This window comes from Microbacterium sp. LWH7-1.2 (assembly GCF_038397755.1).
Taxonomy (GTDB): Bacteria; Actinomycetota; Actinomycetes; order Actinomycetales; family Microbacteriaceae; genus Microbacterium.
In genome coordinates, this window is record NZ_CP151637.1 from 3,857,416 (window position 1) to 3,884,028 (window position 26,613).

Consider the following 26,613-nt stretch of genomic DNA (forward strand, 5'->3'; position numbering starts at 1 on the left):
CGGTGTCCGGCCGCGCCGCGGTCACGCCATCGTCGTGTTCCATCCCCGTCGTAGCAGCACAGATCGCACGATGCCGACACCGGGTCGATCCGCGCCGCGCACATGAGCGGAGGTCAGCCTCACGACTTCCCACCCTTCCGCCGCGTATGCGGCGTACTTGTCGATGTCGCGGTTCCACTGCCTGCGGTCGGTGCGATGGTGGTCGCCCTCGATCTCGACGGCGGTGCGATACTTCGGGAACACGATCTCGGTGATACCGAGAAGGCTTCCTCGACGATCGCGGATCTCGACATCGAGCTCGGGCGAGGTAAGCCCACCGGCTGCGGCATCCAATCGGAAGTCCGTCTCGAGAGGCGACGCGCTCCCGACGCGGATGAGCGGAAGGGCTTCTTGAAGCCGTCCGATGCCCCGGCGTCTTCCGGCTGCGACGATCGCCGCGAGCTCGTCGATCGTGCCCATCCGGCCGCTCGGCACGGGTGTCCCCCGTCGATCTCGGGGAATGCGGACGATCTCGTCCCCGAGGGCGACGAGTTCCCGGACACTCAGCTCCGCGCCGAGCATCGCCCACGTCGACGCCGCATCCGCGGTGCGCACTCCGGCGTGCTCGCGGATGTTCACCAGGTGCGGTGCGATCTTGATGCCTCGCACACCTCTGCCTCGAGGTGCGTGCGCGGGAGCGAAGCCGCCCACTTCGAGGAGGGCGCCCGGCCTGATCGACAAGCCGAGATGCACGCCCGCCGTCCGACCGGCCAGGAAGACGCGCGGTCGCATCACACAGGCGTAGGCGCGGATTCTGCGCAGCTCTGCGTGCCGCCAGATGTCGTCGATGGAGAGGTCGTCGTCGCGAGCAGGATCCTCGGCGGTCTGTCGCGCGCCGTGGAACGGCGCATCCAGGTCGCCGGCCTGCAGGCGTCCCGATGACACGCCCGCCGCTCGAGCTTCGCGGACCGCGAATGCTCGGCCGAGGTGTTGAGGCAGCGGCGAAGGGCGTGCGGACATCTGATGAGGCTGCCTCGTCCCCGTGCCCGTGCTCGCCCACAGGCGCCCATCTGTTCAGCGCGCAGTCAGGGGGTCCCCCTGTGGAGGAACTGCACTCGGCTCGCACAGGAACCTCGAGGGCCGCAACACGCGGAGTGGACGCGATGATTCCGCGTGTTGCGGCCCCCGAGTCCGGGACGCGAGGTCATCGACGGAAGCCTTCCCGCTTCGGGGGCCGCAACGCGCGGCGTGCGCACGGCGATTCCGCGTGTTGCGGCCCCCGAGGGTTTGGGGAGACGGCGACGTCGGCGAAGGCTGGCGGGCGTTCGTTCAGGGCGAACGGGCAACCACTTAGCACTCGGCACCCGAGAGTGCTAATCTGGACGTAGTTGAGCCGATACGACTCAACCCCGAAACGAGAGGAGATAACCATGGCCACTTACGACCCGTTCCGGGACCTCGACCGCCTTGCTGCCGGTCTCTTCGACGCGCGCCGCGGCCCGCGCCGTATGCCGATGGACCTGTACCGCGACGGCGATCACTACGTCCTGACGGCCGACCTTCCGGGCATCGACCCGGGCTCGGTCGACATCGATGTCGACGGACAGCTGCTCACCATCCGCGCGGAGCGCACGCTGACGAGCGGCGACGACGTCAAGTGGATCACACGTGAGCGCGAGGCGGCCAGCTTCCTGCGCCAGCTGAACCTCGGCCAGGGCGTCGACACCGAGCGCATCTCGGCGAGCTACGACAACGGCGTGCTGAGCGTGACGATCCCGGTCAGCGAGAGGGCGAAGCCGCGCAAGATTCAGGTCATGTCCGAGGGTGGGGCGCCCACGATCACTGCGCACGAGTCCGACGCCCCGCAGCCGATCGAGCAGTAGGGCCACTTCAGAACGGATGCCTCCCGCCGACGCAGCGGCGAGGCATCCGTTCTTTCGTCTACGGTCGGGCGGTTCCCGTGAAGTGCCTGCGGCAGCGGGCCTGGTAGGACTCGATCCCTCCGACGTGCGCGGGCGTCGGGACACCGGCATCGCCGGTGGGAACCCCGGCGATGCGCTGGTGGAAGGCGGCGTCCTCCCCGCACACCGCGCACACCGCGGTGAGCTTCAGCACATCCTCGGCCATCGCCATCAGCGCCGGCAGCGGCTCGAACGGCCGGCCGTCGAACGTGATGCACAGCCCCGACACCACCACCGTCACCCCTCCGGCGACCAGCTCGTCGACGGCGGGGACGAGGTCGGTGCCGAAGAACTGCGCCTCGTCTATGGCGACGAGGTCGAGGCCGCGGCCCTGAACCCCGGCGACCAGGGAGGCGACGTCGGGCACGGACCGCGACGGCACGCTCAACCCCGAGTGCGAGCTCACGAGTCCCTCGCCCCGGCGGTCGTCGAGGGCGTGGCTCACCACCTCGACCTCGAGCCCGGCGATGCGCGCGCGGCGGACGCGGCGCAGCAGCTCCTCCGACTTTCCAGCGAACATCGGGCCGACGACGACCTGCAGCCTTGCCTGCGTGCGCGTGTGCATGGCGTCAGACTACGTCCGCCTGGGATCGAACCACCCGACCCCGGACCGTCAGCAGGGATGCCGGCTGGCCGTCGTCGTGCCGTGGAGCCCGACCGCTGGTGATCACCACCACCGCGCGGCTCGTTGACGGCGCGGAGGAGGGAGAGCACTATTCGTCTCGTGACGAACGATGCGGGGGCGGATGCGGTGAGCGTGCGTGGTCTGCACGTCCGCCGTGGGAGGACCGAGGTGTTCACCGGACTCGATCTCGACATCCCGCGCGGGCAGGTCACCGGGCTGCTCGGCCCGTCGGGGTGCGGCAAGACCACGCTGATGCGCGCGATCGTGGGCGTGCAGAAGGTGGCGGGCGGCGACGTGACGGTGCTCGGCGAGCCCGCGGGCTCGCGCGCGCTGCGCAGACGGGTGGCGTACGACACTCAGGCCGCGTCGGTCTACGGCGACCTCACGATCCAGCAGAACCTGCGCTACTTCGCACGGCTCGTCGACGCGCCCCGGGCCGACGTCGATCGCGTCATCGAGCAGGTGGGCCTGGCCGACCAGCGCGACCAGACGATCGACTCGCTCTCCGGCGGACAGGAGAGCCGCGTCTCCCTCGCCGTCGCGATGCTGGGCGTTCCCGAGCTGCTCGTGCTCGACGAGCCCACCGTCGGCCTCGACCCGCTGCTGCGCGCAGAGCTGTGGGAGGTCTTCCGCAGCCTCGCCGACGCCGGGGCGACGCTGATCGTCTCGAGCCACGTCATGGACGAAGCGCTCCGCTGCGACCGCCTCGTTCTCATGCGCGCGGGCCGCATCATCGCCGACACGACACCCGACGGCCTTTTCGCCGACACCGGGACGACGGATCCGGATGCTGCGTTCCTCACGCTCATCGAGCGTGACGCGCGCGCTCAGACGGAGGCAGAGGCGCAGCATCCGCTCACCCGCCGCGAAGCGCGCGAACAGGCCGAGCACGCGGAGCACCCCCACCACGGGAGCGGATCGTGAACGGCGTCCTGACCCTCGCGACGGCGGGGCGGGTGCTGCGCCAGCTCAGCCACGACCCGCGCTCGATCGCGCTCATGCTCGTGGCACCGAGCCTGCTCGTGGGCCTGTTCGCGTGGTTGTTCAGCGACCAGGAGGGTGTGTTCGACCAGTTCGGCGGGCCGATCCTCGCGCTGTTCCCGTTCATCGTCATGTTCCTGATCACCTCGATCACGACGCTCCGCGAGCGCCGGTCGGGAACGCTCGAGCGGCTCATGACGACGCCGATCGCGAAGGCCGACTTCATCGTCGGGTACGGGCTCGCCTTCGGGCTCATGGCGACGCTGCAGGCCGTCGTCACGGTGACCTTCGCGGTGTGGGTGTGCGGTCTCGAAGTCGACGGGCCGCTGTGGCAGCTCGGCCTCGTCGCGGTCGTGGATGCGATCCTCGGCACCGCGCTGGGCCTTCTCGCGAGCGCCTTCGCGCGCACCGAGTTCCAGGCGGTGCAGTTCATGCCGCTGATCGTGTTCCCGCAGATCATCCTGGGCGGCCTCTTCATGCCCCGCGAGGACATGCCCGAGGCGCTGTACCAGATCTCGAAGATCCTCCCGCTCAGCTACGCCATCGACACCATCAACGCGGTCACCGACGGCGATGAGGGCTGGGAGGTGTTCGGGCCTCTGCTCATCGTGGTCGCGTTCGCGGTGGGCGCGCTGATCCTCGCGTCGCTCACGTTGCGGCGGCGCACCCCTTAGCCCGGGCCGGGGACCGACGTCAGCCGCTGGTCTGCCTCTTGCGCAGCTTGGCGGTGAGGTCGCGGAGCTGGCAGAGCTCGTCGTCCGACAGGAGCGACATGCGCTCGGCGATGGCCTTGCCGTGGGCACTGGCGATGCGGCGGAAGAGCGACGCCCCGGCATCCGTCGCGTGCACGAGCGCCCCGCGCCCGTCGTCGGGGTCGGCGCACTTGGTGAGCAGGCCGCGCGTGACCATGCGGTCGACCAGGCGCGAGACGCTCGGCTGGCTGATCAGCATGTTCGCGGTGACGTCGCGCAGGCGCGCCGTCAGGTCGTCGGCGCGGGTCACCGTGAGGAGCACGTCGTACTCGGCCTGGCTCAGCGTCTCGTCGTCGAAGTCGTCGTTGATGTCGCCGAACACCTCGTGCTGCGCGCGGAACAGACTCTCCCACGCGTCGATGGCGAGACGGCGATCGGTCATAGCGTCCAGATTAGAGCCTCGCGCCGACCCTAGGCTGGCCCCATGGGGTCTTCTGCAGTCGCGTCGTCGCGCACGCGTCGTCTCGGAGTCGTGGGTGTGGTGCTCGCCGTGCTGGCAGCCTTGGCGTTCAGCGGCCTCGACCCTGCTCCGGCGCACGCGGGCGTCGACGACTTCTCGTTCGAGAGCCTCGACGTCGAGTACCAGCTCGGTCGCGCCGAGGACGGCACGAGCACCCTGACCGTCGTCGAGACGTTCGTGGCGCTCTTCCCCGAGTTCGACCAGAACCGGGGCATGCGGCGCATCATCCCCGACAACTATCAGGGCGCACCGCTGCACCCCGAGCTCGTCTCGATCACCGACGAGACCGGCGCGCCCCGTGCCGAGGAGACGGAGTCCGAGGACGGCTCCTACTCGATGACCTCCCGCGCCGATGACTACGTGCACGGCCGCCAGACGTATGTCTTCACCTACACGCTCGAGAACGTGACGCGGTACTTCGCCGACACCGGCGCGGACGAGTTCTACTGGGACGTCAACGGCGTCGACTGGCCGCAGCCGTTCGGCCGCATCACCGCGCGCGTGATCATGCCCGACGACCTCACCGACGCGCGCACCGGGGCGCAGTCCTGCTATGTCGGCTACCAGGGCTCGACCCAGACCTGCCCGATCGCCGATGCCGACGGATCGGTCGTCGCCGCGGCCGAGAACGTCCAGCCGTACCAGACGATGACCATCGCGATCGGGTTCGAGCCCGAGACGTTCATCCAGTTCGACCCGGGATTCCTCTCGTCGCCGTGGGGCTGGCTGCAGAGCGGCACCGCGGTGCTCGGGCTCGGCACCGCGGTCGTGCTCGCCGCCGTCACACGACGGCGCCACCTCCGCGACGAGCCCGGCCGGCCCGTCATCATCGCCGAGTACACGCCGCCGCGCGGGATCGACGCCCTCGAGAGCGCCGTGCTGCTCGGCCGCACCACAAAGGCGATCCCGGCCGAGGTGCTCGAGCAGGCGGTGGTGGGCAGCATCCGTATCGAGGAAGGCCCGCCCAGGTGGTTCGGCGGCACGAAGCTGAAGGCCGTGCTCGTGGACCCGACACTCGCCGACGGGGACGGACGGATGCTGCTGCCCGGCCTCTTCCCCATGGGCATGCCGGGCGAGGAGTTCGAGTTCGGCCGCAGCGACACGAGGTTCTCGACGACGGCGCAGAAGGTGCTGAAGGCGGCGTCCGCGGAGCTCTCCTCACGGGGCCTGCGGCGGAAGGTGCCGGTGAGCGCACGCGCGTGGCCCATCGCCATCGCGATCGTCTGCGATGTGCTGGTGCTGCTCTTCGGCATCGGCGCGCTGGTGCGCTACGTGACGCCGTGGGTGCCGATCCTGCTCATCGCCGCTGCGACACTCGTGACACTCCTCGTCGCCGGCATGGTGTCGCGCAAGCCGCTGACCGCCGCCGGCGCCGAGACGCGCGACCACCTGCTCGGGCTGAAGCAGTTCATCGAATGGGCCGAGGCCGACCGCATCCGCATGCTGCAGTCGCCGCAGGGCGCAGAGCGGGTGTACGTCGACGTCTCCGACCCGCGCGTGAAGCTGAAGCTGTACGAGACCCTGCTGCCCTACGCGGTCGTGTTCGGCCAGGAGAAGAAGTGGGCCGAGGAGCTGGCCGTGCTGTACGGGGCGGGCAACTCGCCCAGCTGGTACGCGGGATCGAGCGGGTTCCACGCGGCGGCATTCTCGGCCGGGATCTCGAACCTGTCGACGTCGGCCTCCTCGTCGTCCTCGTCGGGAGGGTCGTCGGGGGGCGGCTCCGCGGGTGGCGGGGGCGGAGGAGGCGGAGGCGGCGGCGTCTGACCGATGCTGCCACATGCCCCGGGTGGTGCGTTCAGACTTCCCGGCCGGTCCCAGCGGTCTGCTCGGGCACGTGCAACCGTGTGAGGAACCGGTCCGTGCCGCGCGGGATGCCGCGGCGATCGCCGAGCGAGACGAGCACGGTCATGAGCACCGCGACCGGGACGGTCCACGCGGCGGGCTGCTCGAGGAACGGCCGGAGGGCGGGGAGCGCTGCCGAGACGAGCCCGCCGCCCAGGATCGCGACGCCGGAAAGCACCGCGCCGCTGAGCATGCCGGCGACCGCGCCCCGCGCCGTGAGCCCGCGCCACCAGATGCCGAGCAGGAGCACGGGGCACAGGGTCGACGCGGTGAACGCGAACACCAGGCCCACGCTGCCCGCGAGCCCCGCAGGCTCCGTGGCGAGTGCCACGACCAGCGGCACGAACGACGAGAGCACCGCCGCGATGCGAAAGCCCCGCACGCTGCCGCCGAGCAGGTCCTGGCTGATGACGCCGGCGAGCGACACGACGAGGCCGGACGATGTGGAGAGGAACGCCGCGAACGCGCCCGCGATGACGAGCGCGGTCAGCACGTCGCCGAGCGGCCCGGAGATCAGCCGCCCGGGAAGCAGCAGGATGAGCGCATCGGCGTCGCCCGAGGCTGCCAGCTCGGGCGCGAAGGCGCGCCCGAGGAATCCGAATGCGGTGGGGAACAGGTAGAACACCGAGAGCAGCACGAGCACGATGACCGTCGTGCGGCGCGCGGCGACGCCATCGGGGTTCGTGTAGAACCGCACGAGCACGTGGGGGAGTCCGAGGGTGCCGAGCAGCAGCGCCACCATGAGCGACACCGTGCGGTAGACCTCGAGATCGCCGGGGCCTGCGCTCGGCGGGAATGCCTCGACCGGCGGCAGCGCGGGCTGCACGTCGCCGAGGAGGAGCAGGATCGCGACCACCGGGACCGCGAGGGCCGTGAGCTTGAGCCAGAACTGGAACGCCTGCACGAACGTGATCGAGCGCATCCCGCCGGCGGCGACGATCACCGCGACGATGACCGCGACGGCGAGCGACCCCACCCACTCCGGGAGACCGGTCGTGATGCGCACGGTGAGGGCCGCGCCCTGCAGCTGCGGCACGATGTAGAACCACCCGATGACGATCACGAGCGTGCTCGTCACGCGCCGCGCCCACAGCGACTCGAGGCGCGCCTCGGTGAAGTCGGGGATCGTGTACGCGCCCGAGCGGCGCAGCGGCGCGGCCACGAACAGGAGCAGCATGAGGTACCCGGCGGTGTACCCGATCGGGAACCAGAGCGCCGGCGATCCTGTGAGCAGGATGAGCCCGGCGATCCCGAGGAACGACGCCGCCGACAGGTACTCGCCGCCGATCGCCGACGCGTTCCACCACGGCCGCACCGTGCGGCTGGCCACGTAGAAGTCGCTGGTCGTGCGCGAGACGCGCAGCCCGTAGAAGCCGATGAGCGCCGACGCCACCGCCACGCCGGCGATCGCGAAGTACCCTATGGCGGCGTTCACTCGTCCTCCGCGAGCGCCCGGTACCGCGCCTCGTTGCGCGACGCCGCGCGCACGTACAGCCCGCCGACGGTGATGGCGAGCGGGTACACGCCCGCCCCCAGCAGCAGCCACGACAGTGGCACGCCGAGGACGAACGTCGTGTCGAGCTGGGGCACGAGCGCGATCGCGAGCACGAACAGCGCGGTGGCGACCACGAACCCGAGGGCGAACACGATTCCGAGCCGCAGCTGCGAACGGATGAGCGAGCGCACGTACACGCCGGCGATGTCGCTCGTGGGCGCGCGGTCCGCCTGCGGCGATGCGGAGCGGACGGATGCTGCGGCCGAGCCCGCGCGCGGAGCGGTCACGCGCACCCGGCCCGGGGCGGGCAGGTGCCCGTCCGGCGAGGCGTCTCCGTCGCTCGTGGTCATGCGCGCGGCCTGATCGTCGCGGACTCGAGCCGCTCGCGCAGCGCCGGCAGGCACCGCCGGCTGACGGGCAGCTCGGCCCCGCCGACGGTGACGCTGGGATGGTCGCCGCCGAGGCGCAGCCGGGCGAGGTGCGGGATCGCGACGAGGTACGAGCGGTGGATGCGCACGAACGCGTCGGCCCACTGCCGCTCGAGGTCAGACATCGGCACCCGCACGAGATAGCTGGCCTCCTCGGTGTGGAGGCGCGCGTAATCGCCCTGAGCCTGCACGTACCGAACCTCGTCGCGGCGGATCATGCGCGTCGTCCCGCCGAGCGTGACGGCGATGCGCTCCGCTCGAGCGGCGGCGGCGGCATCCGTCGCGGGCGCAGCCTGCGCTTTCATCGCCTCGATGACGCGCGTGATCGAGCGGTGCAGCCGCTCCGTGCGCACCGGCTTCAGCAGGTAGTCGACCGCCGCGAGGTCGAACGCCTCGAGCGCGCTCTCCTCGTCGGCGGTCACAAAGACGAGGGCCGGTCGCCGCTCGAACCGCTGGAGGGCGCGCGCGAGGTCGAACCCGGTGAGGCCCGGCATGTGGATGTCGAGGAACGCGGCGTCGACGCTCTCCCGCGTGAGCAGCCGGATTGCCTCGGCGCCCGACGACGCCTGGTGGATGATGCCGATCCGCGGGTCCTGCCCGAGCAGGAATGCGAGCTCGTCGATCGCGGGCTGCTCATCGTCGGCGATCAGGACGGAGATCACGGTTCGCGCCTCCCCTCTGGGCGCTCGAGGGTCCCCGTCGAGCGGCCCGTCGATGCCGCCACCCGGCCCGGCTGCGACTTCGGCACGCGCATCCGCACCAGCGTGCCCGCACCGACGTTCGTCTCGACGACGAGCCCGTGCTCATCGCCGTAGACCTGCCGGAGCCGGGCGTCGACGTTGCGCAGGCCCACGTGCTCGCCTGGCGCGCCACCGGCGAGGGCGCGCTCGAGCACGACCGGGTCGATGCCGACGCCGTCGTCCTCGACGCTGATTTCGGCGAACGCCCCCTGATCGGATGCCTCGATCGTGATGCGTCCGCCGCCCTCCTTGCCCTCGAGCCCGTGGCGCACCGCGTTCTCGACGAGCGGCTGGATCGACAGGAACGGCACGACCGTCGACAGCACCTCGGGGGCGATCTGCAGCGTCACCTTCAGGCGGTCGCCGAACCGCGCCCGCTCGAGCTTGAGGTAGCTGTCGATCGAGCGAAGCTCCTCGGCGACGGTGGTGAAGTCGCCGTGCCGGCGGAAGGAGTACCGCGTGAAGTCGGCGAACTCGAGCACGAGGTCGCGTGCCTTCGCGGGGTCGGTGTTGATGAACGAGGCGATGGCGTTGAGCGAGTTGTAGATGAAGTGCGGGCTGATCTGGGCGCGGAGCGCCCGCACCTCGGCCTCGGCGAGCGCGGCCCGCGAGGCATCGAGCTCGCCGAGCTCGACCTGGGCGGCGACCCAGTCCGCCACCTCCCCGGTCGCGCGCACGAGCCCGGCCCGCACGCGCGGCGCGAACGCGACGATGGCCCCGGCGGACACGCCGCCCGCGAGGATCGGTGCGGCGACAGCGTCCGTCTCCCGTTCGCCGATCCGGGCCCGGCGCTGCATCTGGGGGCGACCCGACGCGCGGGCCTCCGCGGCCAGCCGGCCGGCCACATCGCGCACCGCGTCGTCGCCCTCGACGGTGACGTGGCCCGACGGGTCGACGAGCGCGAGCGTCTCGCAGCCGAGGAGAGCCTTGAGGTGACGTCCCGCGCGGGTCGCGTCGCCTTCGGCGATGCCGCCGCGCAGGTGCTTCGCGGCGCGGCTTGCGAGGTGGAGCGTCTGATAGGTCGCCTGCTCGACGTCGGTGCCGAGCTCCTTCGATGCCACCACGATGCGCCGCAGCAGGATGACGACGCCGACCGCGAGTGCCCCGGCGAGAATGCCGGCGGCAGCGGCGAGCAGCATCGACTCGGGCATGCGGCCAGCGTAGCCGTCGTTCGTCGTCGGGCCGCCGCCGTTCGTCGCACCGTCGACGCCGCTCACCGACGACGAACGGCGACGCCCGCCGGGCCCCCCGCCCGAAGACGAGCATGGTCGCACTGTCAACGCAGAGGCGCGGCCGACGGACGCGCCGAAACCCCCTCGAAGGAGAGACGCCCATGGGCAACGAGGCCCCCAGCGCCGCGACGAACCTCGCAGAGGTCGAGTACGGCGCCGTCCAAGCATCACCTGAATTCCAACGGCTCCGGCGCACGCATCGGAGCTTCGTGTTCCCGGTGCTGGGCGCGTGCCTGGCCTGGTACTTCGCCTACGTGCTGCTTGCCAGCTACGCGCACGACTTCATGTCGATCCGGGTGTTCGGCAGCGTCAACATCGCGATGGTCCTCGGTATGGCGCAGGTCGTCACCACCTTCGCGGTGACGACCTGGTACGTCCACTACGCCAACAAGCGCCTCGACCCGCTCGCGGAGGAGATCCGGGACGAGATCGAGACGGGCGAGTTCGCGAACGCAGGGGAGGCGCGCTGATGCGGCAGTTCACGGAAGCGGCGACCACCTCACCCGGTGAGCCCTGGCTCAACATCGCCATCTTCGGCGCGTTCGTCGCGGTCACGATGGTGATCGTGTTCCGGGCCAGCCGGAACAACAAGACCGCGGCCGACTATTACGCCGCGGGGCGCTCGTTCACGGGCGGCCAGAACGGCTCCGCGATCGCGGGCGACTATCTGTCGGCGGCGTCGTTCCTGGGCATCGTCGGCGCGATCGCGATGACGGGCTACGACGGGTTCCTGTACTCGATCGGCTTCCTCGTCGCGTGGCTCGTGGCGCTCCTCCTCGTGGCGGAGCTGCTGCGCAACACCGGCAAGTTCACGATGGCCGACGTGCTGTCGTTCCGTCTCAAGCAGCGCCCGGTGCGCATCGCGGCGGCGACCACGACCCTCGTCGTGTGCTTCTTCTACCTGCTCGCGCAGATGGCGGGCGCCGGTGGCCTGGTGTCGCTGCTGCTCGGCATCGGCGACCAGCTCGGCCAGGCCGTGGTCATCACGGTGGTCGGCGCGCTGATGATCCTCTATGTGCTCATCGGCGGCATGAAGGGCACGACGTGGGTGCAGATCATCAAGGCGGTGCTGCTCATCGCGGGTGCCGGCGTGATGACGGTGTGGGTGCTCGCTCTCAACGGCTTCGACTTCTCGGCGCTGCTCGACAAGGCCGTGGCGGTCGCCGAGAACCCGGCGATCCTGGACCCGGGCCTCAAGTACGGCGTGTCAGACACCTCGAAGATCGACTTCCTATCGCTCGGGCTCGCGCTGGTTCTCGGCACCGCGGCGCTGCCCCACGTGCTGATGCGCTTCTACACCGTGCCCACGGCGAAGGAGGCGCGCAAGTCGGTGGTGTGGGCGATCTGGCTGATCGGCATCTTCTACGTCTTCACGCTCGTGCTCGGCTACGGCGCCGCCGCGCTCGTCGGCCCGGCCGTCATCGCCGCGGCCCCCGGTGGCCCGAACTCGGCTGCTCCGCTGCTCGCGTTCTCGCTCGGCGGTCCGCTCCTGCTCGGCCTCATCTCGGCGATCGCGTTCGCGACGATCCTCGCGGTCGTCGCCGGCCTCACGATCACGGCGGCGGCGTCGTTCGCGCACGACATCTACGCGTCGGTCGTGAAGAAGGGCAAGCCTGAGCCGGGCGCCGAGGTCAAGGTCGCGCGTCGCACGGTGGTCATCATCGGCATCGTCGCGATCATCGGCGGCATCGGGGCGAACGGCCAGAACGTCGCGTTCCTCGTCGCGCTGGCGTTCGCGGTCGCGGCCTCCGCGAACCTGCCGACCATCGTCTACTCGCTGTTCTGGAAGCGGTTCACGACGAAGGGCGCGCTGTGGAGCATGTACGGCGGGCTCGCCTCGGCGATCCTGCTCATCGCGTTCTCGCCGGTCGTCTCGGGCTCCGAGACGTCGATGCTGAAGACCGACGCGATCGACTTCGCGTGGTTCCCGCTGTCGAACCCGGGCATCATCTCGATCCCGCTGGCGTTCTTCCTCGGCTGGATCGTGAGCGTGCTCGACAAGACCCCGGAGGACCCGAAGAAGCAGTCCGAGATGGAGGTGCGCTCGCTCACCGGCATCGGGGCCGAGAAGGCGGTCAGCCACTAGCGCAGAGGGCAAGAGTAAGGGCCGGTCGGAGAGGCTACCGACCGGCCCTTGTCCCTTGCACCAAGAGTGTCCTGCAATCACATGCCGGTAGCTGCCACAGCAAAACAACTACCGTGCCAACACTCTATAACGGCCAGGTAACGCTGACAAGGGCTCGTTGTTATGTTTCCGTGATCGATTGCCTGGGAGCGGCGAGCTGTCCGAGCGCGACACCACCGTCTGTGGCGCCGGCATCGGGTCGATGGGGGCCGATCCATCTTCGCCGCCGACAATCCGGGACATCGACCCTCGACAGATTCGAAGCGCTTCGATACGCTCTCGATCGGTCGGGCATGTCTCGACCGGGTCGAAGACGACCCTCACCGAACACGACAGGAGTGTTTCACCGTGAGATTCAGACGTTCAGTGGTCGGGCTTGTCGCCGCGGCCGGCGTCATCCTCCCCCTCGCGGTCGCCGTCCCGGCGACCGCTGCCTCGAGTCCCACCGACGCCGGCGATGCCGCATCGATCCCCGACTACGAGTGGTCGAACGCGGCCATCGCCGGCGGTGGGTACGTGCCGGGCATCGTCTACAACCAGACCGAGCCCGGGCTCGTGTATGCGCGCACGGATATCGGCGGCGCATACCGGCTCGACCGCGACACCGACGAGTGGGTTCCGCTGCTCGACCACGTCGGGTGGGACGACTGGAACAGGCTCGGTGTGCTGAGCCTGGCCACCGACCCGGTCGACACCAGCCGCGTCTATGTCGCGGCCGGCTCGTACACGAACGAGTGGGACCCGTCCAACGGCGCGATCCTGCGCTCGGACGACTACGGCGCGACCTGGCAGGCCAGCCCGCTCCCGTTCAAGGTCGGCGGCAACATGCCCGGTCGCGGTATCGGCGAGCGCCTGCAGATCGACCCGAGCGACCCCGACGTGCTGTACTACGGCGCCGAATCCGGTCAAGGGCTGTGGCGCTCGACCGACGCAGGCGTCACGTTCACCAAGGTCGACGCGTTCCCCAACGCCGGCGACTTCATTCCGGATGCCGCCTCGGGCAACTCGTACCTCATGCAGAACCTCGGCGTGCTGTGGACCACGTTCGACACGGCGGGCGCGGATGCCGGGGAGCCTTCGCGCACCGTCTTCACGGCCGTGGCCGACACCGACGACATCCTCTACCGCTCCGATGACGCGGGCGAGACCTGGCAGCCGGTGGCCGGCGCGCCGAAGGGCTTCCTGCCGCACCACGGCGTGATCGACGAGGAAGGGCGGTTCCTGTACCTGACGACGAGCAACACAGCCGGCCCTTACGACGGGTCGGACGGTGAGGTGTGGCGCTACGGCCTGGACGACGGGACGTGGACGAACATCACGCCCGAATACCGCCCACTGGCGAACGTCGACTTCGGCTTCGGCGGACTCACCGTCGACAAGTCCGACCCCGACACGATCATGGTGGTCTCGCAGATCCAGTGGTGGCCCGACATCCTGATCTTCCGCTCGACCGACCGCGGCGCGACGTGGAGCCCGATCTGGGAGTACACGACCACCGCTGAGGGGGGAACCACCATCACCACCCGCTACGTGCAGTCCGTCGACGACGTGCCGTGGCTGACGTTCGGCAGGGAGGCGGCGCCGCCAGTGCCGCAGTCCGAGCCCTCGCCGAAGCTCGGCTGGATGGTGTCTGCGCTCGAGATCGACCCGTTCAACTCGGACGAGCTCATGTACGGCACCGGCGCGACGATCTACCGCAGCGAGGACCTCACCGCGTGGGACCAGCCCGGCGGCACGATCCACCTGACGCCGGAGGCGTTCGGCATCGAAGAGACCGCGGTCCTGGACCTCGTCGCTCCCGCCGGCGATGTCGACGTCGTATCGGCGCTCGGGGACCTCGGCGGCTTCGTCCACGATGACCTCGGCACGATTCCGCAGAGCTACCGTTCGCCGTACTTCGGCGGCGGAACCAGTGTGGATGCCGCGGGCCTCGCCCCCGCCGTGATCGTGCGCGCAGGCTTCGACGGGAGCGGCGCGCGCCTGGTGGCGGCATCCGCCGATTCCGGCGCGACGTGGACGAGCTCTCCCGCGGCCGAGGGCGCGACGGGGCCGGGCACCGTCACCGTGAACGCCGACGGAACGAGCATCGTGTGGGCGCCCGACGGCGTGGCCGCGCGCCAGTCGTCGGACGGCGGCGTCACGTACGCGGAGGTGGCCGGTCTGCCGGTGCGCGCGCGCGTGGAGAGCGACCGCGTCGACCCGTCGCGCGTGTACGCGTTCGCGGGCGGCGTGTTCTACCGCTCCACCGACGCGGGCGCGACGTTCGCACCGGTGTCGTCCGGCACTCTCCCCGCCGAGGGCCAGGTGCGATTCGGCGCGACGCCGGGCATGATCGGCGACGTGTGGCTCGCGGGCGGCTCCGACAAGGGCGGTGTCTACGGGCTGTGGCACTCCACCGACGGGGGCACCACCTGGACCGCGACGACCGGCTTCGACGAGGCCGACACGGTCGGTTTCGGCAAGGCGGCACCCGGTGCGACCAGTCCGGCGATCTACACCGCCGCGTCGCGTGACGGCGTGCGCGGCGTGTACCGGTCGGTCGATGGCGGTGCGACGTGGGTGCGCATCAACGACGACCAGCACCAGTTCGGGTCCATCGGCGCCGACATCGAGGGCGACCCCGACGTGTTCGGCCGCGTCTACCTCGCGACGAACGGCCGCGGGATCGTGGTCGGGGACGACGCCTCGGCCGACGACCCGGAGGCGTGGTCGGCGAAGGCCGTGTACCAGAAGGGCGACGTCGTGACGTCGGACGGCGCCGTGTGGGTCGCGACCTGGTGGACGCAGGGCCAGCAGCCCGGAGGAAAGAAGAACGGCCCGTGGCAGGAGGTTGCCGCCACCCCGACGGGAGTGGCCGTCTGGACCGCGTCGCGCATTTTCGACACCGGCGACATCGTGTCGTCCGGCGGCAGCCTGTGGCGCGCCTCCTGGTGGACGCGCGGCGAGGAGCCTGGCGCGAAGAAGAACGGCCCGTGGGAGAGCCTGGGTTGACGCTCGTGCGTTGAACGGCGGATGCCGGCGGCCGATGCGGCCGCCGGCATCCGCTCTCGGGCAACGCGCAGCCGGGCGGCGCGCCGGACCGGGCGGGCGGCGTGATCCGAGGCCTCTTGACCGCGGCATCCAGATGTGTACAGTGTGAACATACCCATGCGCACACTCGGAGGTTCCGATGCAGAGCACGACCCAGAACGCCCTCCCGCCCGTGGTCGATGCCGAGACCTGGCGCCGCGAGCTCGCTGAGCTCCGCGTGCGCGAGAAGGCCGCGACGCGCGAGCTCGACGCCATCGCCGCGCAGCGCCGGCGGCTGCCGATGGTCGAGATGCCCGACTACACGCTCATGGGCGAGTACGGCCCGGTGCGCCTCGTCGATGTGTTCGAAGGCAAGTCGCAGCTCATCGTCTACAACCACATGTGGTTCGAGGGCAAGGAATGGCATTGCCCGGGCTGCACCGGCTACACGTCGCAGTTCACCCGCCTCGACTTCCTCGACGCATACGACGCCCGCTTCGTCATCGTGACGCAGGGGCCGATCGACGAGGCGCTCGAGTACAAGGAGCGCACCGGCAACCGCATGGACTGGTTCTCCACCGCCGGCAGCGCGTTCGGCGCCGACGTCGACGCCCCTCCGGGCGGCGGGTTCGCCGTCAACGTCTTCCTCCGCGACGGCGACACCGTCTACCGCACGTGGCACACGAACGGCCGCGGCACCGAGCAGCTGAGCCACACGTTCCCGCTCATCGACGTGCTCCCGTACGGCCGCCGGGAGGCGTGGCAGGACTCTCCCGAAGGCTGGCCGAAGACCGACACGTTCGACGGATGGTTCACGTCGCAGAAGGTGGCGGAACTGTACGGGCCGGGCGCTCACCGTCACGCATAGAGATGCGGATGCCGCACCCCGCGACTGCGGCCGGGGTGCGGCATCCGTTCACATCAGGGGCGACTGATCAGTACCAGTCGGTGGCCTGGGAGTGGCCCCATGCGGCGCAGGGCGTGCCGTACGAGCCGGCGATGTATCCGAGGCCCCACGCGATCTGGGTGGTCGCGTTGGTCTGCCAGTCGGCTCCGGCGCTCGCCATCTTGTTGCCCGGGAGCGACTGCGGGATACCCGTTGCGCCGCTGCCGGAGTTGTAGGCCTGGTAGTTCCAGTTGGACTCCTTGGTCCAGAGCGACTCGAGGCACGAGAACTGGTCGTCGCCCCAGCCGTACTGCGCCGCCGCCATCTGTCGCGCGGTCGCCTTGGCGCCGTCCGGGGTGTTCGCGGCGGCGAGCGCGGCGGCCGCCTCGGCCTGGCGCTGCGCCTCAGCGGCAGCAGCAGCGGCGGCGGCAGCGGCAGCCTCTTCGGCGGCCTTCTTCTCCTTGGCGGCGACGAGGTGCTCGCGAAGCTCGGTCACGCGCGCGTTCACCTTCTCGGTGGCGCCGGCGACATCGGCGGTGAGCCCGGGAACCAGGAGCATCGGAACGACCTCGAGCTTCGAGAGCCGGTCCGCGGCGTGCTCGAGACCGGAGGTGTCGACCGACATGTCGGCGAGGCCGAGGTCGAGTCCCGCGGCGGCGATGTCGGCGGCGATCGAGGCGGCGTCGCTCAGCGCGACGCGGGCCGAGAGGAGGGTGCCCTGCGCGTCGACGCGGATGTCGCGGAAGGAGTCGGCGGCGGCTTCGGGCGCTGCGGCCGAGGCGATGGCGGACACGGCCAGCGGCGCCGCTGCGGCGAGCGCCGGGGAGGCGAGCGTGAGGCCCGTCGTGAGGAGCACGCCGAGGGCGGCTCCGGTGGCGACGGCGGGCACGAAGAAGCGGCGGCGTGAACGGCGGGAAGGCGTGGGTGACTGGTGTGAATGCATGACGAACGTACGATCCTTCGGGTTTCGCGCCGCGGGTATCGGCGCCCGTGCGCCTTCGGGTCGGGCGCACAAGTCCCCGAGTCTGCCTCATCGCATCTGGACGGTTCCCGGTGGTTTCCTGGGCGGAACGTGAGAGTCCTTTTGCGGGAAAGTCCTGGTCGGAGTATGAGAAATCTCTCACCCGCGCCGATCGGCGGGGGCCCACGATGCCGGTTGGGCGCAGCGAACGACCCACGACGGCGGGGTGCCGGCCGCAGTGATGGTTCGCTGTACAAGCGGCTGTGAACGGATGCTGCGGAAGCGACCCCGCGCGTCGTCTTCGTCGCCGAACCGGCCCCGTTCTGAGCGCCGCCCCCGCGCTCAGATCCTCGCGGCGGACGTCGAAGGGTGGGTGCCGGAAGCCCGGCACCCACCCTTCTCGAGGTGTGCGGGCTACTTGCGGTGCGTGGCGTAGTAGGCGAGGAGCGCTCGGGTCGAGGCGTCCTGGGCGGCGATCGCGGTCTCGTCTCCTTCGATCGCGGGGGCGATCTGCAGCGCGAGCTGCTTGCCGAGCTCGACGCCCCACTGGTCGAAGGAGTTGACGCCCCAGATGACGCCCTGCGTGAAGGTGATGTGCTCGTACAGCGCGACGAGCTGGCCGAGCACGGCGGGCGTGAGCGCCGGGGCGAAGATCGACGTCGTCGGCTTGTTGCCCGCGAAGGTACGCGCGGCCACGAGGGCGCCGGTGGTGCCCTCGGCCTCGACCTCTTCTGCCGTCTTGCCGAAGGCGAGGGCCTTCGTCTGCGCGAGGAAGTTCGACAGGAACAGGCCGTGCACGTCGCGGCCGCCGTCCTCGAGTGCGTAGGCGGGGTTCGCGAACGCGATGAAGTCGGCGGGGATCAGGCGGGTGCCCTGGTGGATCAGCTGGTAGAACGCGTGCTGGCCGTTGGTGCCGGGCTCGCCCCAGAACACCTCGCCGGTGTCGGTGGTGACGGGGGAGCCGTCCCAGCGCACCGACTTGCCGTTGGACTCCATCGTGAGCTGCTGGAGGTACGCGGCGAAGCGCGACAGCTGCTGCGCGTAGGGGAGCACCGCGTGCGACTGCGCGCCCAGGAAGTTCGAGTACCAGACGTTCAGGAGGCCCATCAGAACCGGCACGTTGCGCTCGAGCGGCGTGTTCGCCACGTGCTCGTCGACCGCGTGGAATCCGGCGAGCAACTCGCGGAAGACGTCGGGTCCGAGCTCGATCATGAGCGACAGGCCGATGGCGGAGTCCACCGAGTAGCGGCCGCCGACCCAGTCCCAGAAGCCGAACGCGTTGTCGGTGTCGATGCCGAACGCGGCGACCTTGTCGAGAGCGGTCGAGACCGCGACGAAGTGGTGGGCCACAGCATCCGTCTTCGAATCGTCCGAACCGTCGATCGCACCCGACTTCTCCAGGCCCGCCCACAGCCAGTCGCGCGCGAGGCGCGCGTTGGTCAGCGTCTCGAGGGTCGTGAACGTCTTCGACGCGACGATGAAGAGCGTGGTCTCGGGGTCGAGATCCTTGGTCTTGTCCGCGATGTCGAACGGGTCGATGTTCGACACGAACCTGGCCTGGATGCCGGCGGTGGCATACGGTTCGAGCGCGGCCGAGATCATCACGGGGCCGAGGTCGGAGCCGCCGATGCCGATGTTGACGATGTGGGTGACCTTCTTGCCGGTCACGCCCTGCCACTCGCCCGAGCGCACGCGGTCGGCGAAGGCGGTCATGGCGGTGAGGACGGACTGCACGTCGGCGTCGATGTCCTGGCCGTCGACGACGAGCGCGGGCTCGGCGCCCGCGGGGCGACGCAGCGCCGTATGCAGCACCGCGCGGTCCTCGGTGGTGTTGATGTGCTCGCCGGCGAGCATCGCGGCGTAGCGCTCGGCGACGCCGGTCTCTTCCGCGAGGCGCACGAGGGCAGCGAGGATCTCGTCGGTCACGAGGTTCTTCGACAGGTCGACATGCAGGTCGGCGAGCTCGAAGCTCAGGCGCTCGGCGCGGCGCGGATCGATGGCGAACCAGTCGCGCAGATCGGGGGCGAACGAGTCGCGGATCGAGCTGAGCTCGGCCCAGGCGGACGTGGTGGTGGCATCGATGGGAGCTGTCACGCACCCCAAGGTACCCGCGCCGGTGCGCGCGTTGGTTACGCATTACTCACCGTCGGTGTCCCTGACTTGTGAGCGCTCCGTCTCGCCTGACGGTCAGGGACGCGAACGTATGGTGGAAGCACCATGCCTTTCCCCTCGCCCGACCTTCGCCTGATCGCCGTCGACATGGACGGGACCCTCCTCGACGGCGACGGCCGCATCCCCGAGGCCCTCTGGCCGCTGCTGGACCGCCTGCACGAGGCCGGCATCCGCTTCGCCCCGGCGAGCGGGCGGCAGCTCGCGACCCTCCAGCGGGCGTTCGCGGAGCACCTCGACGACACGGTGTTCATCGCCGAGAACGGCGCGTACGTCGTCGAGGGCGACACCGAGATCAGCTCGGACGCGATGGATGCCGCGTTCACCGCGTCGCTCGTCACGCGCCTGCGTGCGCTCGCCGCAGCCGGACGCGACCTCGGCGTCGTCGTCTGCGGCAAGCGGTCGGCCTACATCGAGCGTGCCGACGATGCGTTCCTGCCCGAGGCCGAGAAGTACTACGCACGCCTCGAGGCCGTGCCCGACCTGCTCGCGGTCGACGACCAGATCCTCAAGGTCGCCATCTTCGACTTCGCGGACGCCGCAGCCACCGCCCCCGCGCTCGACGACCTCCGCGCGACCCATCAGGTGGTCGTGTCGGGCGAGCACTGGATCGACGTCATGAACCAGGGCGTCAACAAGGGCGTCGCGTTGCGGCGCCTGCAGGCGGCGACGGGTATCGCGCCCGAGCAGACCGCGGTGTTCGGCGACTACCTCAACGACCTCGAGATGATGGATGCTGCGTCTCTGTCGTTCGCGATGGCCAACGCCCACCCGGACGTCGCGGCCCGGGCGCGCTATTCGGCGCCATCGAACCTCGAGCACGGTGTGATCACGACGATCGAGAAGCTCCTCGACGGCGTGCCCGACCCCGTCGCCTGACCCTTTCGCGCGCGGCCGGGGTGCAGCATCCGTTCGACGTCCCGTCCCGATCGTGTGCTCTCACCGAGACGACACTACCCGCACGCTCACAACGTGTCGTCTCGGTGACAGCACACGATGTGAGCGCTCGCGCGAGCGGCGCTGTCGTGTCGACCGGGGCGACGGCGGTGCGGGCAATAGGCTCCGGATATGGCGGTGAGTCAGACCAGGCGTGCGCGCGCGGCGCGGCGCCGCGCGCGCCGGGTGGCCGCCGCGGACAACGACCTCACTGTCGACGAGTGGGAGGCCCTCGTCGAGGCGTGGGGCGCGTGCGCCTACTGCGGAATGGCCGCGGGCCCGTTCCAGAAGGACTGCGTGCTGCCGATCTCGCGGGGCGGTCGCTATACGTTCGAGAACGTGGTCCCCGCGTGCCGCTCGTGCAACGCGAGCAAGAGCAACGACGAGGTGACGGGGTGGCTGCGTCGCAAGCGGCTCGACGAGCGCGCGTTCCTGCTGCGTCACGTCGAGGTGCTCAACGCCTGGCGGGGCACAGCGCCGGTGGCCGGAGAGGCACCGTGAGCCTCAGCATCCGTCCCTACGAGCCCCGCGACTGGGACGACGTCCAGCGCATCCACGATGCGGCCCGGCTCGACGAGCTCCGCGGCGCGGGCCTTCTCGCGGCGTACCTCGACCTCGCAGCCACCTACGAGAACGAAGGGCTCTTCGACGACGAGGTCTGGGTCGCCGAGGTCGACGGCGCCGTGGCGGGCTTCATCGCCGGCAGCGTCGGCCCCGACGGCGGCGAGATCACCTGGATCTACGTCGACCCGGGCCGCTACCGCCGAGGGATCGGCCGGGCGCTCGTCGAGCACTTCGTCGCGCGGTCCGGCGGACGCGTCGTACTGGAGGTGCTCGACGGCAATGCCGCACGCGAGTTCTACGAGGCGCTACGCTTCGTGCTCGAGTCGACCACGACCGGCAAGCTCGCCGGTAACGAATCGTTCACCGCGACCGGTCACACTCTCGTCTGGACCCCGCCGCAGCTGTAGACACGCGCGGAAAGGGAAGCGGCCCGCGTGCTTCGGGTGCACGCGGGCCGCTGGTTCGGGGGACGGATGCTGGGGCGCCGCGTATCCGCCTTCGACGAGGTGGTGGCACGATCCGCAGGTGACCCCCCACGCGTCTACCGGGCGCCGCTGCCGGACCGGTGGCCGACCGCGGGTGCTTCCCACTCGACGTGGTGGTTGTACAGCCAGTCGTTGCGGGTGTCGTCGCGGGCCTTCCTCAGGAACATCGGGAGCATGGCGTCGCGGATCGCGATTCCGAGCCGTGACCTCGTGACGCGCTTCTGCCTGTTGATCGCCTGCGCGTAGCCGACGACCGCCTCGGCGCGAGGCTGCCGAAGCCGCTGATACTCGGCGAAGGCAGCGCTGCGGTCGGGGATGTCCCGAAGGCACCGCGCGAGCGTGATCGCGTCTTCGAGGGCGAGGGAGGCGCCCTGCCCGGCACTCGGCGACGTGGCGTGCACCGCGTCGCCGACGCCGACGACCCGCCCGCTGCTCCACCTCGGCACGTGCGCGAGGTCGTCGATCGGGTAGCCGCCCACGTCGCCCGTCGCGTGCTCGAGGATCTGCGGCACCGGGTACGGGTCGTCGGCGTGCAGTTCGCGCAGCGTCGCGAGCCATTCCTCCGCCGACACGCTTCGAAGCGCTGCGCGATCCGCGGCCGGGTGCGTGATGTTGGCGAACCAGTACACCTCCCCGTCGTCGCGCACGAGCCAGCCGAAGAACGAACGGCGCCCGAAGAGCATGTGCTGCGCCCCGGGCGTCGGCGCGAGACCGGGCACGTGTGCGAAGCCGCCGAGTCCCACGAGCCCGGAATACACGGGCGCCGGGGAGTGCGGATCGATGTGGCGGCGGGTCGGCGACCCGACACCATCGGCGCCCACGAGCACGTCGCCGGCCGCTGTCCGACCGTCGGCGAAGAACGCGCGCACCGTGGCCTCCGTCTCCTCGATCCGTTCGAGCCGCGCCCCGAACGTGATCGGAATACCTGCCTCCTGCGCCGCCTGCCGCAACGCCTGGTGCAGGATGCCGCGCCGCACCACGACGCTGCCGCGCTCGGGTTCGCGCGCCGGGCCGTTCGGTACCGTGCCGAGCGCTTTGCCCGAACTCGACCACATGGTCATCTCCGGAGCGGGGTGCCCTGCGGCGATCAGTCGCTCGCGAAGCCCGAGCTGGTCGAGCACGGCGAGCCCGTTCGTCGCGAGGTTGAGGAAGAGGCCGGCGTAGCCATCGGGTTCGTCGGCCGCCTCGAAGATCTCCACTTCCCAGCCGGCGCGTCGCAGGAACAATGCGGTGGCCGGACCGGCGACGCCGCTTCCGATGATGAGGGCCCGTGGCATGGGATGCTCCTTCCGTAGACTGTGGGTCGAGAGTCTCGATATTCGAGTCTCTCGATAGTAGAGAGAGTACCCGGAGAATGGCAGAGACGTCAACGCGAGCGCGGGAGATGGCGCGCGCGGGAGAAGTGATGCGCGACTTCATGGCCCGGGCGGTGCTCTTCCAAGACGCGGTGGCGAAGTGGGGCGGCGTGAACGGCACGGACCTCCAGTGCGCGAGCCTGCTCATGAGCGAAGGCCCCGCGACACCGGGCGAACTCGCCGAGCGCACCGGGCTCACCGCCGGTGGCGCCATCACGACGGCGATCGACCGGCTGGAGCGCGCCGGTTTCGTCACGCGCGACCGCGATCCGAGCGACCGTCGCCGCGTCATCGTGGCTGCGGTCCCCGAGGCGATCTTCGCCCGGTTCGGCGAGGTATACGGCCGCGTCGGAGCCCGCTGGAACGCGTACCTCGACACCCTGACCGACGATCAGCTCGCCTTCGCCAACGAGCTCTTCGCCGCCGCCGCCGAGGTGAACCGCGAGGAGATCGAGCTGCTCCGCCGCCACTGATGTCGACACACTGCGGCAGGCGATGCCCGCCGGTCCGGCGCGCCAGGCCTTCGTCAGCCGTGCCCTAGTCCGCCGTGTGACCTCGCGCGGTGAGCACTGCGACGCCGTCGAGCACGGCCCGCTGGGTCGACCGGGCGCCGAGCACCCGGAAGTGGCCGGACGTCGGCACGGCGATGTTCGTCGCGCCGTCGAGGGCGCTCCCTTCGGGGATGTGCGGATCCCACGGCCCGAACACCGACACGATGCGGCCGTTGACCGATGTCTCGCGCCCGAGGGTGAGGATGGTCTCGTCCCTGGGACGGAACGCGCGGATGCTCGGCACGACGAAGAGGCTGGCCAGCCGCGAGCCGCCGAACGGGGTGGCGACGGCGACAAGGCCGATGAGGCCCAGCGGACGCCCGTCGTCGCTCGCCGCTGCGGCGGCCTCGGCCGGGTCGCCGCCCGCGGCCGCCTCCGCGGCGGCCCGCGCCGCCGCGCCCGACGAGACGAGGAGGTGTTTGCCGATGAGCCCGCCCTTGCTGTGCGCCACGAGCACCCGCCCGGCGTCCGGGGCCGGCGTGCGGGCAAGCAGTTCGCCGAGGCGGTCGGCGGTCGACGCGATCGTCCGGCGGTTCACGCCCAGGCCGTGCACGACCGCGACGCGGTGGCCCGCGGCGGCGAGAGCGTCGCCGAGTGGGCGCAGGAACGTCCAGTGCTCGTACACGCCGGGGATGAGGTACACCTCGGGAAGCGCCGGATCGCCGCGGCGCCACGCCGGCGGGACGGGCCGCGGACGCCCGATCATCCACGGGAAGGAGAGCACGGCGAGCTGCCGGCGGGCGGCATAGAGGTAATCGGCGACCCACGACAGCCCGCGGCCCACCATCGACGGGCGAGGGGCGGAGACGGCGGTCGCCTGTTCGGACATGGGCGAAGTCTACGAGGGCGGGGCGGACGTGCCGCGGACGCCGGTGATGGCCGACTCCACGACGGATGCCGCGAGGGCATCGATGACGGGTGCCGGCTGCCAGCGCACCGGGCCGTGCACGGCGATGTCGGCGAAGCCGTGGACGGCCGACCAGCAGGCCCACTCGGCGTAGGGGCGGCGTCCCGGGGCGAGCGCGCCGGCGTCCACCATCGCGTCGAGCGTGTCCATGAGGAGCCGGAAGGGAGCGACGATCTCGTCGTCCAGGGTCACGATGCCGTCGTTCGCGTGCGTGTCCTGCGTGAAGAACGCGGTCTCGAACCACCCGCGCTCGGTGCGCGCGAAGTCGATGTAGGCCAGTCCCACGCGGCGCAGCCGCTCGATCGCGGCGTCAGCGGGGGAGAGGTTCGACGGCGTGGCCTCGACGCGTGCCGTGATCGCGGCGGCCAGGTCGAGCTGTGCTTCGCGGGCCACTGCCCGAACCAGGGCGTCGCGATCGGCGAAGTGCCGGTACGCCGCATTGGGCGAGACGCCGGCGGCGCGGGTCGCCTCGCGCAGGGTCACCGCGGCCGGACCGCCTGTGCGGGCGAGCTGGAGCCCTTCGCTGATCAGTGCATGTCGGAGGTGGCCGTGATGATAGGCACGCACCGCTGAAGTCATTGCGTCCTCCCGGCCGGGTGTGTACGTTGTGAACATTGAATGTGAACAGTGTCCACATTCACTTTAGACCCTCGCCCTTCCCCGCTCATCAGTGAACACGCCGAAGGAAGCGTCATGAGCCAGCCGAGTCCGCCCGGGCCCGCAGCATCCGAAGATCCCGTCCAGCACAGGCCCGACGGGCGCACGCTCCGCGCGTTCTACCAGGTGCTCGTCAACACCGCGCTGGCCAACGTGACGTCGAGCTACCTGTGGTTCGCGCTGACGTTCTGGGTGTACCTCGAGACGAAGTCGGTGCTCGCGACGGCGATCATCGGCGGGTCGTACATGCTCCTCGTCGCCGTCTTCGGCGTCGTGTTCGGCGTGCTCGTCGACCACGTGAAGAAGAAGTCGGTCATGCTGCTCTCGAGCATCGTGACGGCGTCGGCGTACGTCCTCGCCGGGGCCATGTTCGTGACGTTCCCCGAGAGCGCACTGCTGGACTGGACCGGACCCTGGTTCTGGGCGTTCGCCGGCGTGATCCTCATCGGCGGCGTCGTCGAGAACCTCCGCAACATCGCTCTGTCGACGACGGTCACGCTCCTCGTGCCCGGCGACCGCCGCGACAAGGCGAACGGCCTCGTCGGTGCGGTGCAGGGCATCGCCTTCATGGTGACGAGCGTGTTCTCGGGCCTGTCGATCGGGCTCCTCGGCATGGGCTGGACGGTGGCCATCGCCATCGCCGCCACCGGCGTGGCGCTCATCCACCTGATGTTCGTCCCGATCCCCGAGCGCGGCGTCGCGCACGTCGAAGGGGACGCGCCGAAGGGCTTCGGGTTCAAGGGCGTGATCCCCGCGGTCATGGCCGTGCCGGGCCTGCTCGCCCTCATCCTCTTCTCCACGTTCAACAATCTCGTGGGCGGCGTCTTCATGGCCCTGATGGACCCGTATGGGCTGACCCTCTTCTCGGTCGAGATGTGGGGCATCGTCCTCGGCGTGACGAGCCTCGGCTTCATCATCGGCGGCGCGCTCGTGGCGAAGTTCGGCCTGGGCAAGAACCCGGTGCGCACGATGCTGCTCGTGAACATCGGCATCGCCTTCCTCGGCATGGCGTTCGCGATCCGTGAGTGGTGGTGGCTGTACGGGCTCGGCATCATGATCTTCATGGCGCTCATGCCGATCGCCGAGGCCTCCGAGCAGACCATCGTCCAGCGGGTCGTGCCGTTCGAGAAACAGGGACGCGTCTTCGGCTTCGCCGCGAGCGTGGAGTCCGCGGCGGCGCCCGTCTCGGCGTTCCTGATCGGACCCATCGCCCAGTTCTGGCTCATCCCCTACATGAACTCGCCCGAGGGTCAGCAGGCCTGGGGCTGGCTGCTCGGCGACGGCGAGGCGCGCGGCATCGCGCTCGCGTTCGTCGGCGCGAGCCTGGTGCTCCTGCTCGTGGTGCTGCTCGCCTTCGTGTCGAAGCCCTACCGTGAGCTGTCCGACGCGTACGCCGCCGCGCCGCCGTCACTCCACACCGACGACGAGGGAACGGATGCCGCCGCCCCGGCGACGTCGGCATCCACGGCGATCGGCGAGGCCGGAGAGGATGTGCGCTCGGGGCTGCGCTGAC

25 protein-coding genes are annotated in these 26,613 nt (G+C 70.4%); 13 read left to right on the forward strand and 12 right to left on the reverse strand.

The window, feature by feature from the left end:
* Nucleotides 1–21: 21 nt before the first annotated feature.
* A complete protein-coding gene (locus MRBLWH7_RS17835) occupies nt 22–924 on the reverse strand; it encodes a hypothetical protein (protein ID WP_341996925.1) in 903 nt (300 codons plus the stop codon).
* A gap of 485 nt (nt 925–1,409) precedes the next feature.
* Between MRBLWH7_RS17835 and MRBLWH7_RS17840 the strand changes: the two genes are divergently transcribed.
* Nucleotides 1,410–1,862 (forward strand): Hsp20/alpha crystallin family protein, encoded by a 453-nt coding sequence (locus tag MRBLWH7_RS17840; RefSeq protein WP_341996927.1) that lies wholly within the window; start codon nt 1,410–1,412, stop codon nt 1,860–1,862.
* 58 nt (nt 1,863–1,920) lie between these two features.
* On the opposite strand, the gene MRBLWH7_RS17845 is transcribed toward MRBLWH7_RS17840, so the two are convergent.
* Nucleotides 1,921–2,505 (reverse strand): thymidine kinase, encoded by a 585-nt coding sequence (locus MRBLWH7_RS17845; RefSeq protein ID WP_341996929.1) that lies wholly within the window; start codon nt 2,503–2,505, stop codon nt 1,921–1,923.
* Between the two features lie 159 nt (nt 2,506–2,664).
* Here MRBLWH7_RS17845 and MRBLWH7_RS17850 point away from each other — a divergent pair, with 159 nt between their 5' ends.
* Together MRBLWH7_RS17850 and MRBLWH7_RS17855 are read left to right on the forward strand one after the other, a co-directional pair.
* Nucleotides 2,665–3,489, forward strand: coding sequence for an ABC transporter ATP-binding protein (locus tag MRBLWH7_RS17850; protein WP_341996931.1), 825 nt, complete (start codon nt 2,665–2,667; stop codon nt 3,487–3,489).
* Nucleotides 3,486–4,220, forward strand: a complete 735-nt coding sequence (locus MRBLWH7_RS17855; RefSeq protein ID WP_341996932.1) for an ABC transporter permease — start codon at nt 3,486–3,488, stop codon at nt 4,218–4,220. Before MRBLWH7_RS17850 ends, MRBLWH7_RS17855 begins: the two co-directional genes overlap by 4 nt.
* A 19-nt stretch (nt 4,221–4,239) precedes the next feature.
* Here the strand turns inward: MRBLWH7_RS17855 and MRBLWH7_RS17860 are convergent, their stop codons facing one another.
* A complete protein-coding gene (locus MRBLWH7_RS17860; RefSeq protein WP_341996934.1) occupies nt 4,240–4,680 on the reverse strand; it encodes a MarR family transcriptional regulator in 441 nt (146 codons plus the stop codon).
* Between the two features lie 42 nt (nt 4,681–4,722).
* Here MRBLWH7_RS17860 and MRBLWH7_RS17865 point away from each other — a divergent pair, with 42 nt between their 5' ends.
* Nucleotides 4,723–6,522: a DUF2207 domain-containing protein gene (locus MRBLWH7_RS17865; RefSeq protein ID WP_341996936.1), complete on the forward strand. Its 1,800-nt coding sequence runs from the start codon at nt 4,723–4,725 to the stop codon at nt 6,520–6,522.
* Nucleotides 6,523–6,553: 31 nt separating this feature from the next.
* Here the strand turns inward: MRBLWH7_RS17865 and MRBLWH7_RS17870 are convergent, their stop codons facing one another.
* From MRBLWH7_RS17870 to MRBLWH7_RS17885, 4 genes are read right to left on the reverse strand one after another with little or no spacing between them, the layout of a single operon-like run.
* Nucleotides 6,554–8,035 carry a cation acetate symporter gene (locus MRBLWH7_RS17870; RefSeq protein WP_341996938.1) on the reverse strand — a complete coding sequence of 494 codons (1,482 nt, stop codon included), beginning with the start codon at nt 8,033–8,035 and terminating at the stop codon, nt 6,554–6,556.
* Complete coding sequence (locus MRBLWH7_RS17875; RefSeq protein WP_341996940.1) at nt 8,032–8,445, reverse strand: hypothetical protein; 414 nt, start codon at nt 8,443–8,445, stop codon at nt 8,032–8,034. The genes MRBLWH7_RS17870 and MRBLWH7_RS17875 overlap by 4 nt, the downstream gene beginning before the upstream one ends.
* Nucleotides 8,442–9,185, reverse strand: a complete 744-nt coding sequence (locus tag MRBLWH7_RS17880; RefSeq protein WP_341996942.1) for a LytTR family DNA-binding domain-containing protein — start codon at nt 9,183–9,185, stop codon at nt 8,442–8,444. The genes MRBLWH7_RS17875 and MRBLWH7_RS17880 overlap by 4 nt, the downstream gene beginning before the upstream one ends.
* Nucleotides 9,182–10,414: a histidine kinase gene (locus MRBLWH7_RS17885; protein WP_341996944.1), complete on the reverse strand. Its 1,233-nt coding sequence runs from the start codon at nt 10,412–10,414 to the stop codon at nt 9,182–9,184. The genes MRBLWH7_RS17880 and MRBLWH7_RS17885 overlap by 4 nt, the downstream gene beginning before the upstream one ends.
* Before the next feature lie 182 nt (nt 10,415–10,596).
* On the opposite strand from MRBLWH7_RS17885, the gene MRBLWH7_RS17890 reads away from it, so the two are divergent.
* The 4 genes from MRBLWH7_RS17890 to MRBLWH7_RS17905 all read left to right on the forward strand — a co-directional run bounded on the left by MRBLWH7_RS17890 (nt 10,597) and on the right by MRBLWH7_RS17905 (nt 16,497).
* Entirely contained in the window at nt 10,597–10,965 is a 369-nt protein-coding gene (locus tag MRBLWH7_RS17890) for a DUF485 domain-containing protein (protein WP_341996946.1), read from the forward strand.
* Nucleotides 10,965–12,581 carry a cation acetate symporter gene (locus MRBLWH7_RS17895; RefSeq protein WP_341996948.1) on the forward strand — a complete coding sequence of 539 codons (1,617 nt, stop codon included), beginning with the start codon at nt 10,965–10,967 and terminating at the stop codon, nt 12,579–12,581. The genes MRBLWH7_RS17890 and MRBLWH7_RS17895 overlap by 1 nt, the downstream gene beginning before the upstream one ends.
* A 387-nt stretch (nt 12,582–12,968) precedes the next feature.
* The gene (locus tag MRBLWH7_RS17900; protein WP_341996950.1) at nt 12,969–15,611 is read left to right on the forward strand and encodes a carbohydrate-binding protein; all 2,643 of its coding nucleotides are present in this window, start codon (nt 12,969–12,971) and stop codon (nt 15,609–15,611) included.
* A gap of 178 nt (nt 15,612–15,789) precedes the next feature.
* Nucleotides 15,790–16,497 carry a DUF899 family protein gene (locus tag MRBLWH7_RS17905; RefSeq protein WP_341996952.1) on the forward strand — a complete coding sequence of 236 codons (708 nt, stop codon included), beginning with the start codon at nt 15,790–15,792 and terminating at the stop codon, nt 16,495–16,497.
* A 67-nt stretch (nt 16,498–16,564) separates the two neighbouring features.
* On the opposite strand, the gene MRBLWH7_RS17910 is transcribed toward MRBLWH7_RS17905, so the two are convergent.
* Nucleotides 16,565–17,458, reverse strand: coding sequence for a phospholipase (locus MRBLWH7_RS17910; protein WP_341996954.1), 894 nt, complete (start codon nt 17,456–17,458; stop codon nt 16,565–16,567).
* 432 nt (nt 17,459–17,890) lie between these two features.
* A complete protein-coding gene (gene pgi / locus MRBLWH7_RS17915; RefSeq protein ID WP_341996956.1) occupies nt 17,891–19,570 on the reverse strand; it encodes a glucose-6-phosphate isomerase in 1,680 nt (559 codons plus the stop codon).
* A 123-nt stretch (nt 19,571–19,693) separates the two neighbouring features.
* Between pgi and MRBLWH7_RS17920 the strand changes: the two genes are divergently transcribed.
* The 3 genes from MRBLWH7_RS17920 to MRBLWH7_RS17930 all read left to right on the forward strand — a co-directional run bounded on the left by MRBLWH7_RS17920 (nt 19,694) and on the right by MRBLWH7_RS17930 (nt 21,552).
* Nucleotides 19,694–20,524, forward strand: a complete 831-nt coding sequence (locus MRBLWH7_RS17920; protein ID WP_341996958.1) for a Cof-type HAD-IIB family hydrolase — start codon at nt 19,694–19,696, stop codon at nt 20,522–20,524.
* Nucleotides 20,525–20,713: 189 nt separating this feature from the next.
* Nucleotides 20,714–21,082, forward strand: coding sequence for an HNH endonuclease (locus tag MRBLWH7_RS17925; protein ID WP_341996959.1), 369 nt, complete (start codon nt 20,714–20,716; stop codon nt 21,080–21,082).
* The gene (locus MRBLWH7_RS17930; RefSeq protein WP_341996961.1) at nt 21,079–21,552 is read left to right on the forward strand and encodes a GNAT family N-acetyltransferase; all 474 of its coding nucleotides are present in this window, start codon (nt 21,079–21,081) and stop codon (nt 21,550–21,552) included. Before MRBLWH7_RS17925 ends, MRBLWH7_RS17930 begins: the two co-directional genes overlap by 4 nt.
* 134 nt (nt 21,553–21,686) lie before the next feature.
* On the opposite strand, the gene MRBLWH7_RS17935 is transcribed toward MRBLWH7_RS17930, so the two are convergent.
* Entirely contained in the window at nt 21,687–22,907 is a 1,221-nt protein-coding gene (locus tag MRBLWH7_RS17935) for an NAD(P)/FAD-dependent oxidoreductase (protein WP_341996963.1), read from the reverse strand.
* A gap of 77 nt (nt 22,908–22,984) precedes the next feature.
* Between MRBLWH7_RS17935 and MRBLWH7_RS17940 the strand changes: the two genes are divergently transcribed.
* On the forward strand, nt 22,985–23,458 hold the full coding sequence (locus MRBLWH7_RS17940) for a MarR family transcriptional regulator (RefSeq protein WP_341996966.1): 474 nt from the start codon (nt 22,985–22,987) through the stop codon (nt 23,456–23,458).
* A gap of 64 nt (nt 23,459–23,522) precedes the next feature.
* Here MRBLWH7_RS17940 and MRBLWH7_RS17945 read toward each other — a convergent pair whose 3' ends face one another.
* Both MRBLWH7_RS17945 and MRBLWH7_RS17950 read right to left on the reverse strand, forming a co-directional pair.
* Complete coding sequence (locus MRBLWH7_RS17945) at nt 23,523–24,365, reverse strand: hypothetical protein (RefSeq protein ID WP_341996968.1); 843 nt, start codon at nt 24,363–24,365, stop codon at nt 23,523–23,525.
* Nucleotides 24,366–24,374: 9 nt separating this feature from the next.
* Nucleotides 24,375–25,010, reverse strand: coding sequence for a TetR/AcrR family transcriptional regulator (locus MRBLWH7_RS17950; RefSeq protein ID WP_341996970.1), 636 nt, complete (start codon nt 25,008–25,010; stop codon nt 24,375–24,377).
* A gap of 126 nt (nt 25,011–25,136) precedes the next feature.
* On the opposite strand from MRBLWH7_RS17950, the gene MRBLWH7_RS17955 reads away from it, so the two are divergent.
* A complete protein-coding gene (locus tag MRBLWH7_RS17955; protein WP_341996972.1) occupies nt 25,137–26,612 on the forward strand; it encodes an MFS transporter in 1,476 nt (491 codons plus the stop codon).
* The last annotated feature ends 1 nt before the right edge of the window (nt 26,613 follow it).

Coding starts and splice junctions, on each gene's coding strand:
- MRBLWH7_RS17945 (WP_341996968.1), bottom strand. CDS start 24,365: ATGTCCGAACAGGCGACCGCCGTCTCCGCCCCTCGCCCGTCGATGGTG.
- MRBLWH7_RS17910 (WP_341996954.1), bottom strand. CDS start 17,458: ATGCATTCACACCAGTCACCCACGCCTTCCCGCCGTTCACGCCGCCGC.
- MRBLWH7_RS17940 (WP_341996966.1), top strand. CDS start 22,985: ATGGCAGAGACGTCAACGCGAGCGCGGGAGATGGCGCGCGCGGGAGAA.
- MRBLWH7_RS17840 (WP_341996927.1), top strand. CDS start 1,410: ATGGCCACTTACGACCCGTTCCGGGACCTCGACCGCCTTGCTGCCGGT.
- MRBLWH7_RS17860 (WP_341996934.1), bottom strand. CDS start 4,680: ATGACCGATCGCCGTCTCGCCATCGACGCGTGGGAGAGTCTGTTCCGC.
- MRBLWH7_RS17955 (WP_341996972.1), top strand. CDS start 25,137: ATGAGCCAGCCGAGTCCGCCCGGGCCCGCAGCATCCGAAGATCCCGTC.
- MRBLWH7_RS17925 (WP_341996959.1), top strand. CDS start 20,714: ATGGCGGTGAGTCAGACCAGGCGTGCGCGCGCGGCGCGGCGCCGCGCG.
- MRBLWH7_RS17865 (WP_341996936.1), top strand. CDS start 4,723: ATGGGGTCTTCTGCAGTCGCGTCGTCGCGCACGCGTCGTCTCGGAGTC.
- MRBLWH7_RS17885 (WP_341996944.1), bottom strand. CDS start 10,414: ATGCCCGAGTCGATGCTGCTCGCCGCTGCCGCCGGCATTCTCGCCGGG.
- MRBLWH7_RS17845 (WP_341996929.1), bottom strand. CDS start 2,505: ATGCACACGCGCACGCAGGCAAGGCTGCAGGTCGTCGTCGGCCCGATG.
- MRBLWH7_RS17890 (WP_341996946.1), top strand. CDS start 10,597: ATGGGCAACGAGGCCCCCAGCGCCGCGACGAACCTCGCAGAGGTCGAG.
- MRBLWH7_RS17905 (WP_341996952.1), top strand. CDS start 15,790: ATGCAGAGCACGACCCAGAACGCCCTCCCGCCCGTGGTCGATGCCGAG.
- MRBLWH7_RS17895 (WP_341996948.1), top strand. CDS start 10,965: ATGCGGCAGTTCACGGAAGCGGCGACCACCTCACCCGGTGAGCCCTGG.
- MRBLWH7_RS17935 (WP_341996963.1), bottom strand. CDS start 22,907: ATGCCACGGGCCCTCATCATCGGAAGCGGCGTCGCCGGTCCGGCCACC.
- MRBLWH7_RS17920 (WP_341996958.1), top strand. CDS start 19,694: ATGCCTTTCCCCTCGCCCGACCTTCGCCTGATCGCCGTCGACATGGAC.
- MRBLWH7_RS17875 (WP_341996940.1), bottom strand. CDS start 8,445: ATGACCACGAGCGACGGAGACGCCTCGCCGGACGGGCACCTGCCCGCC.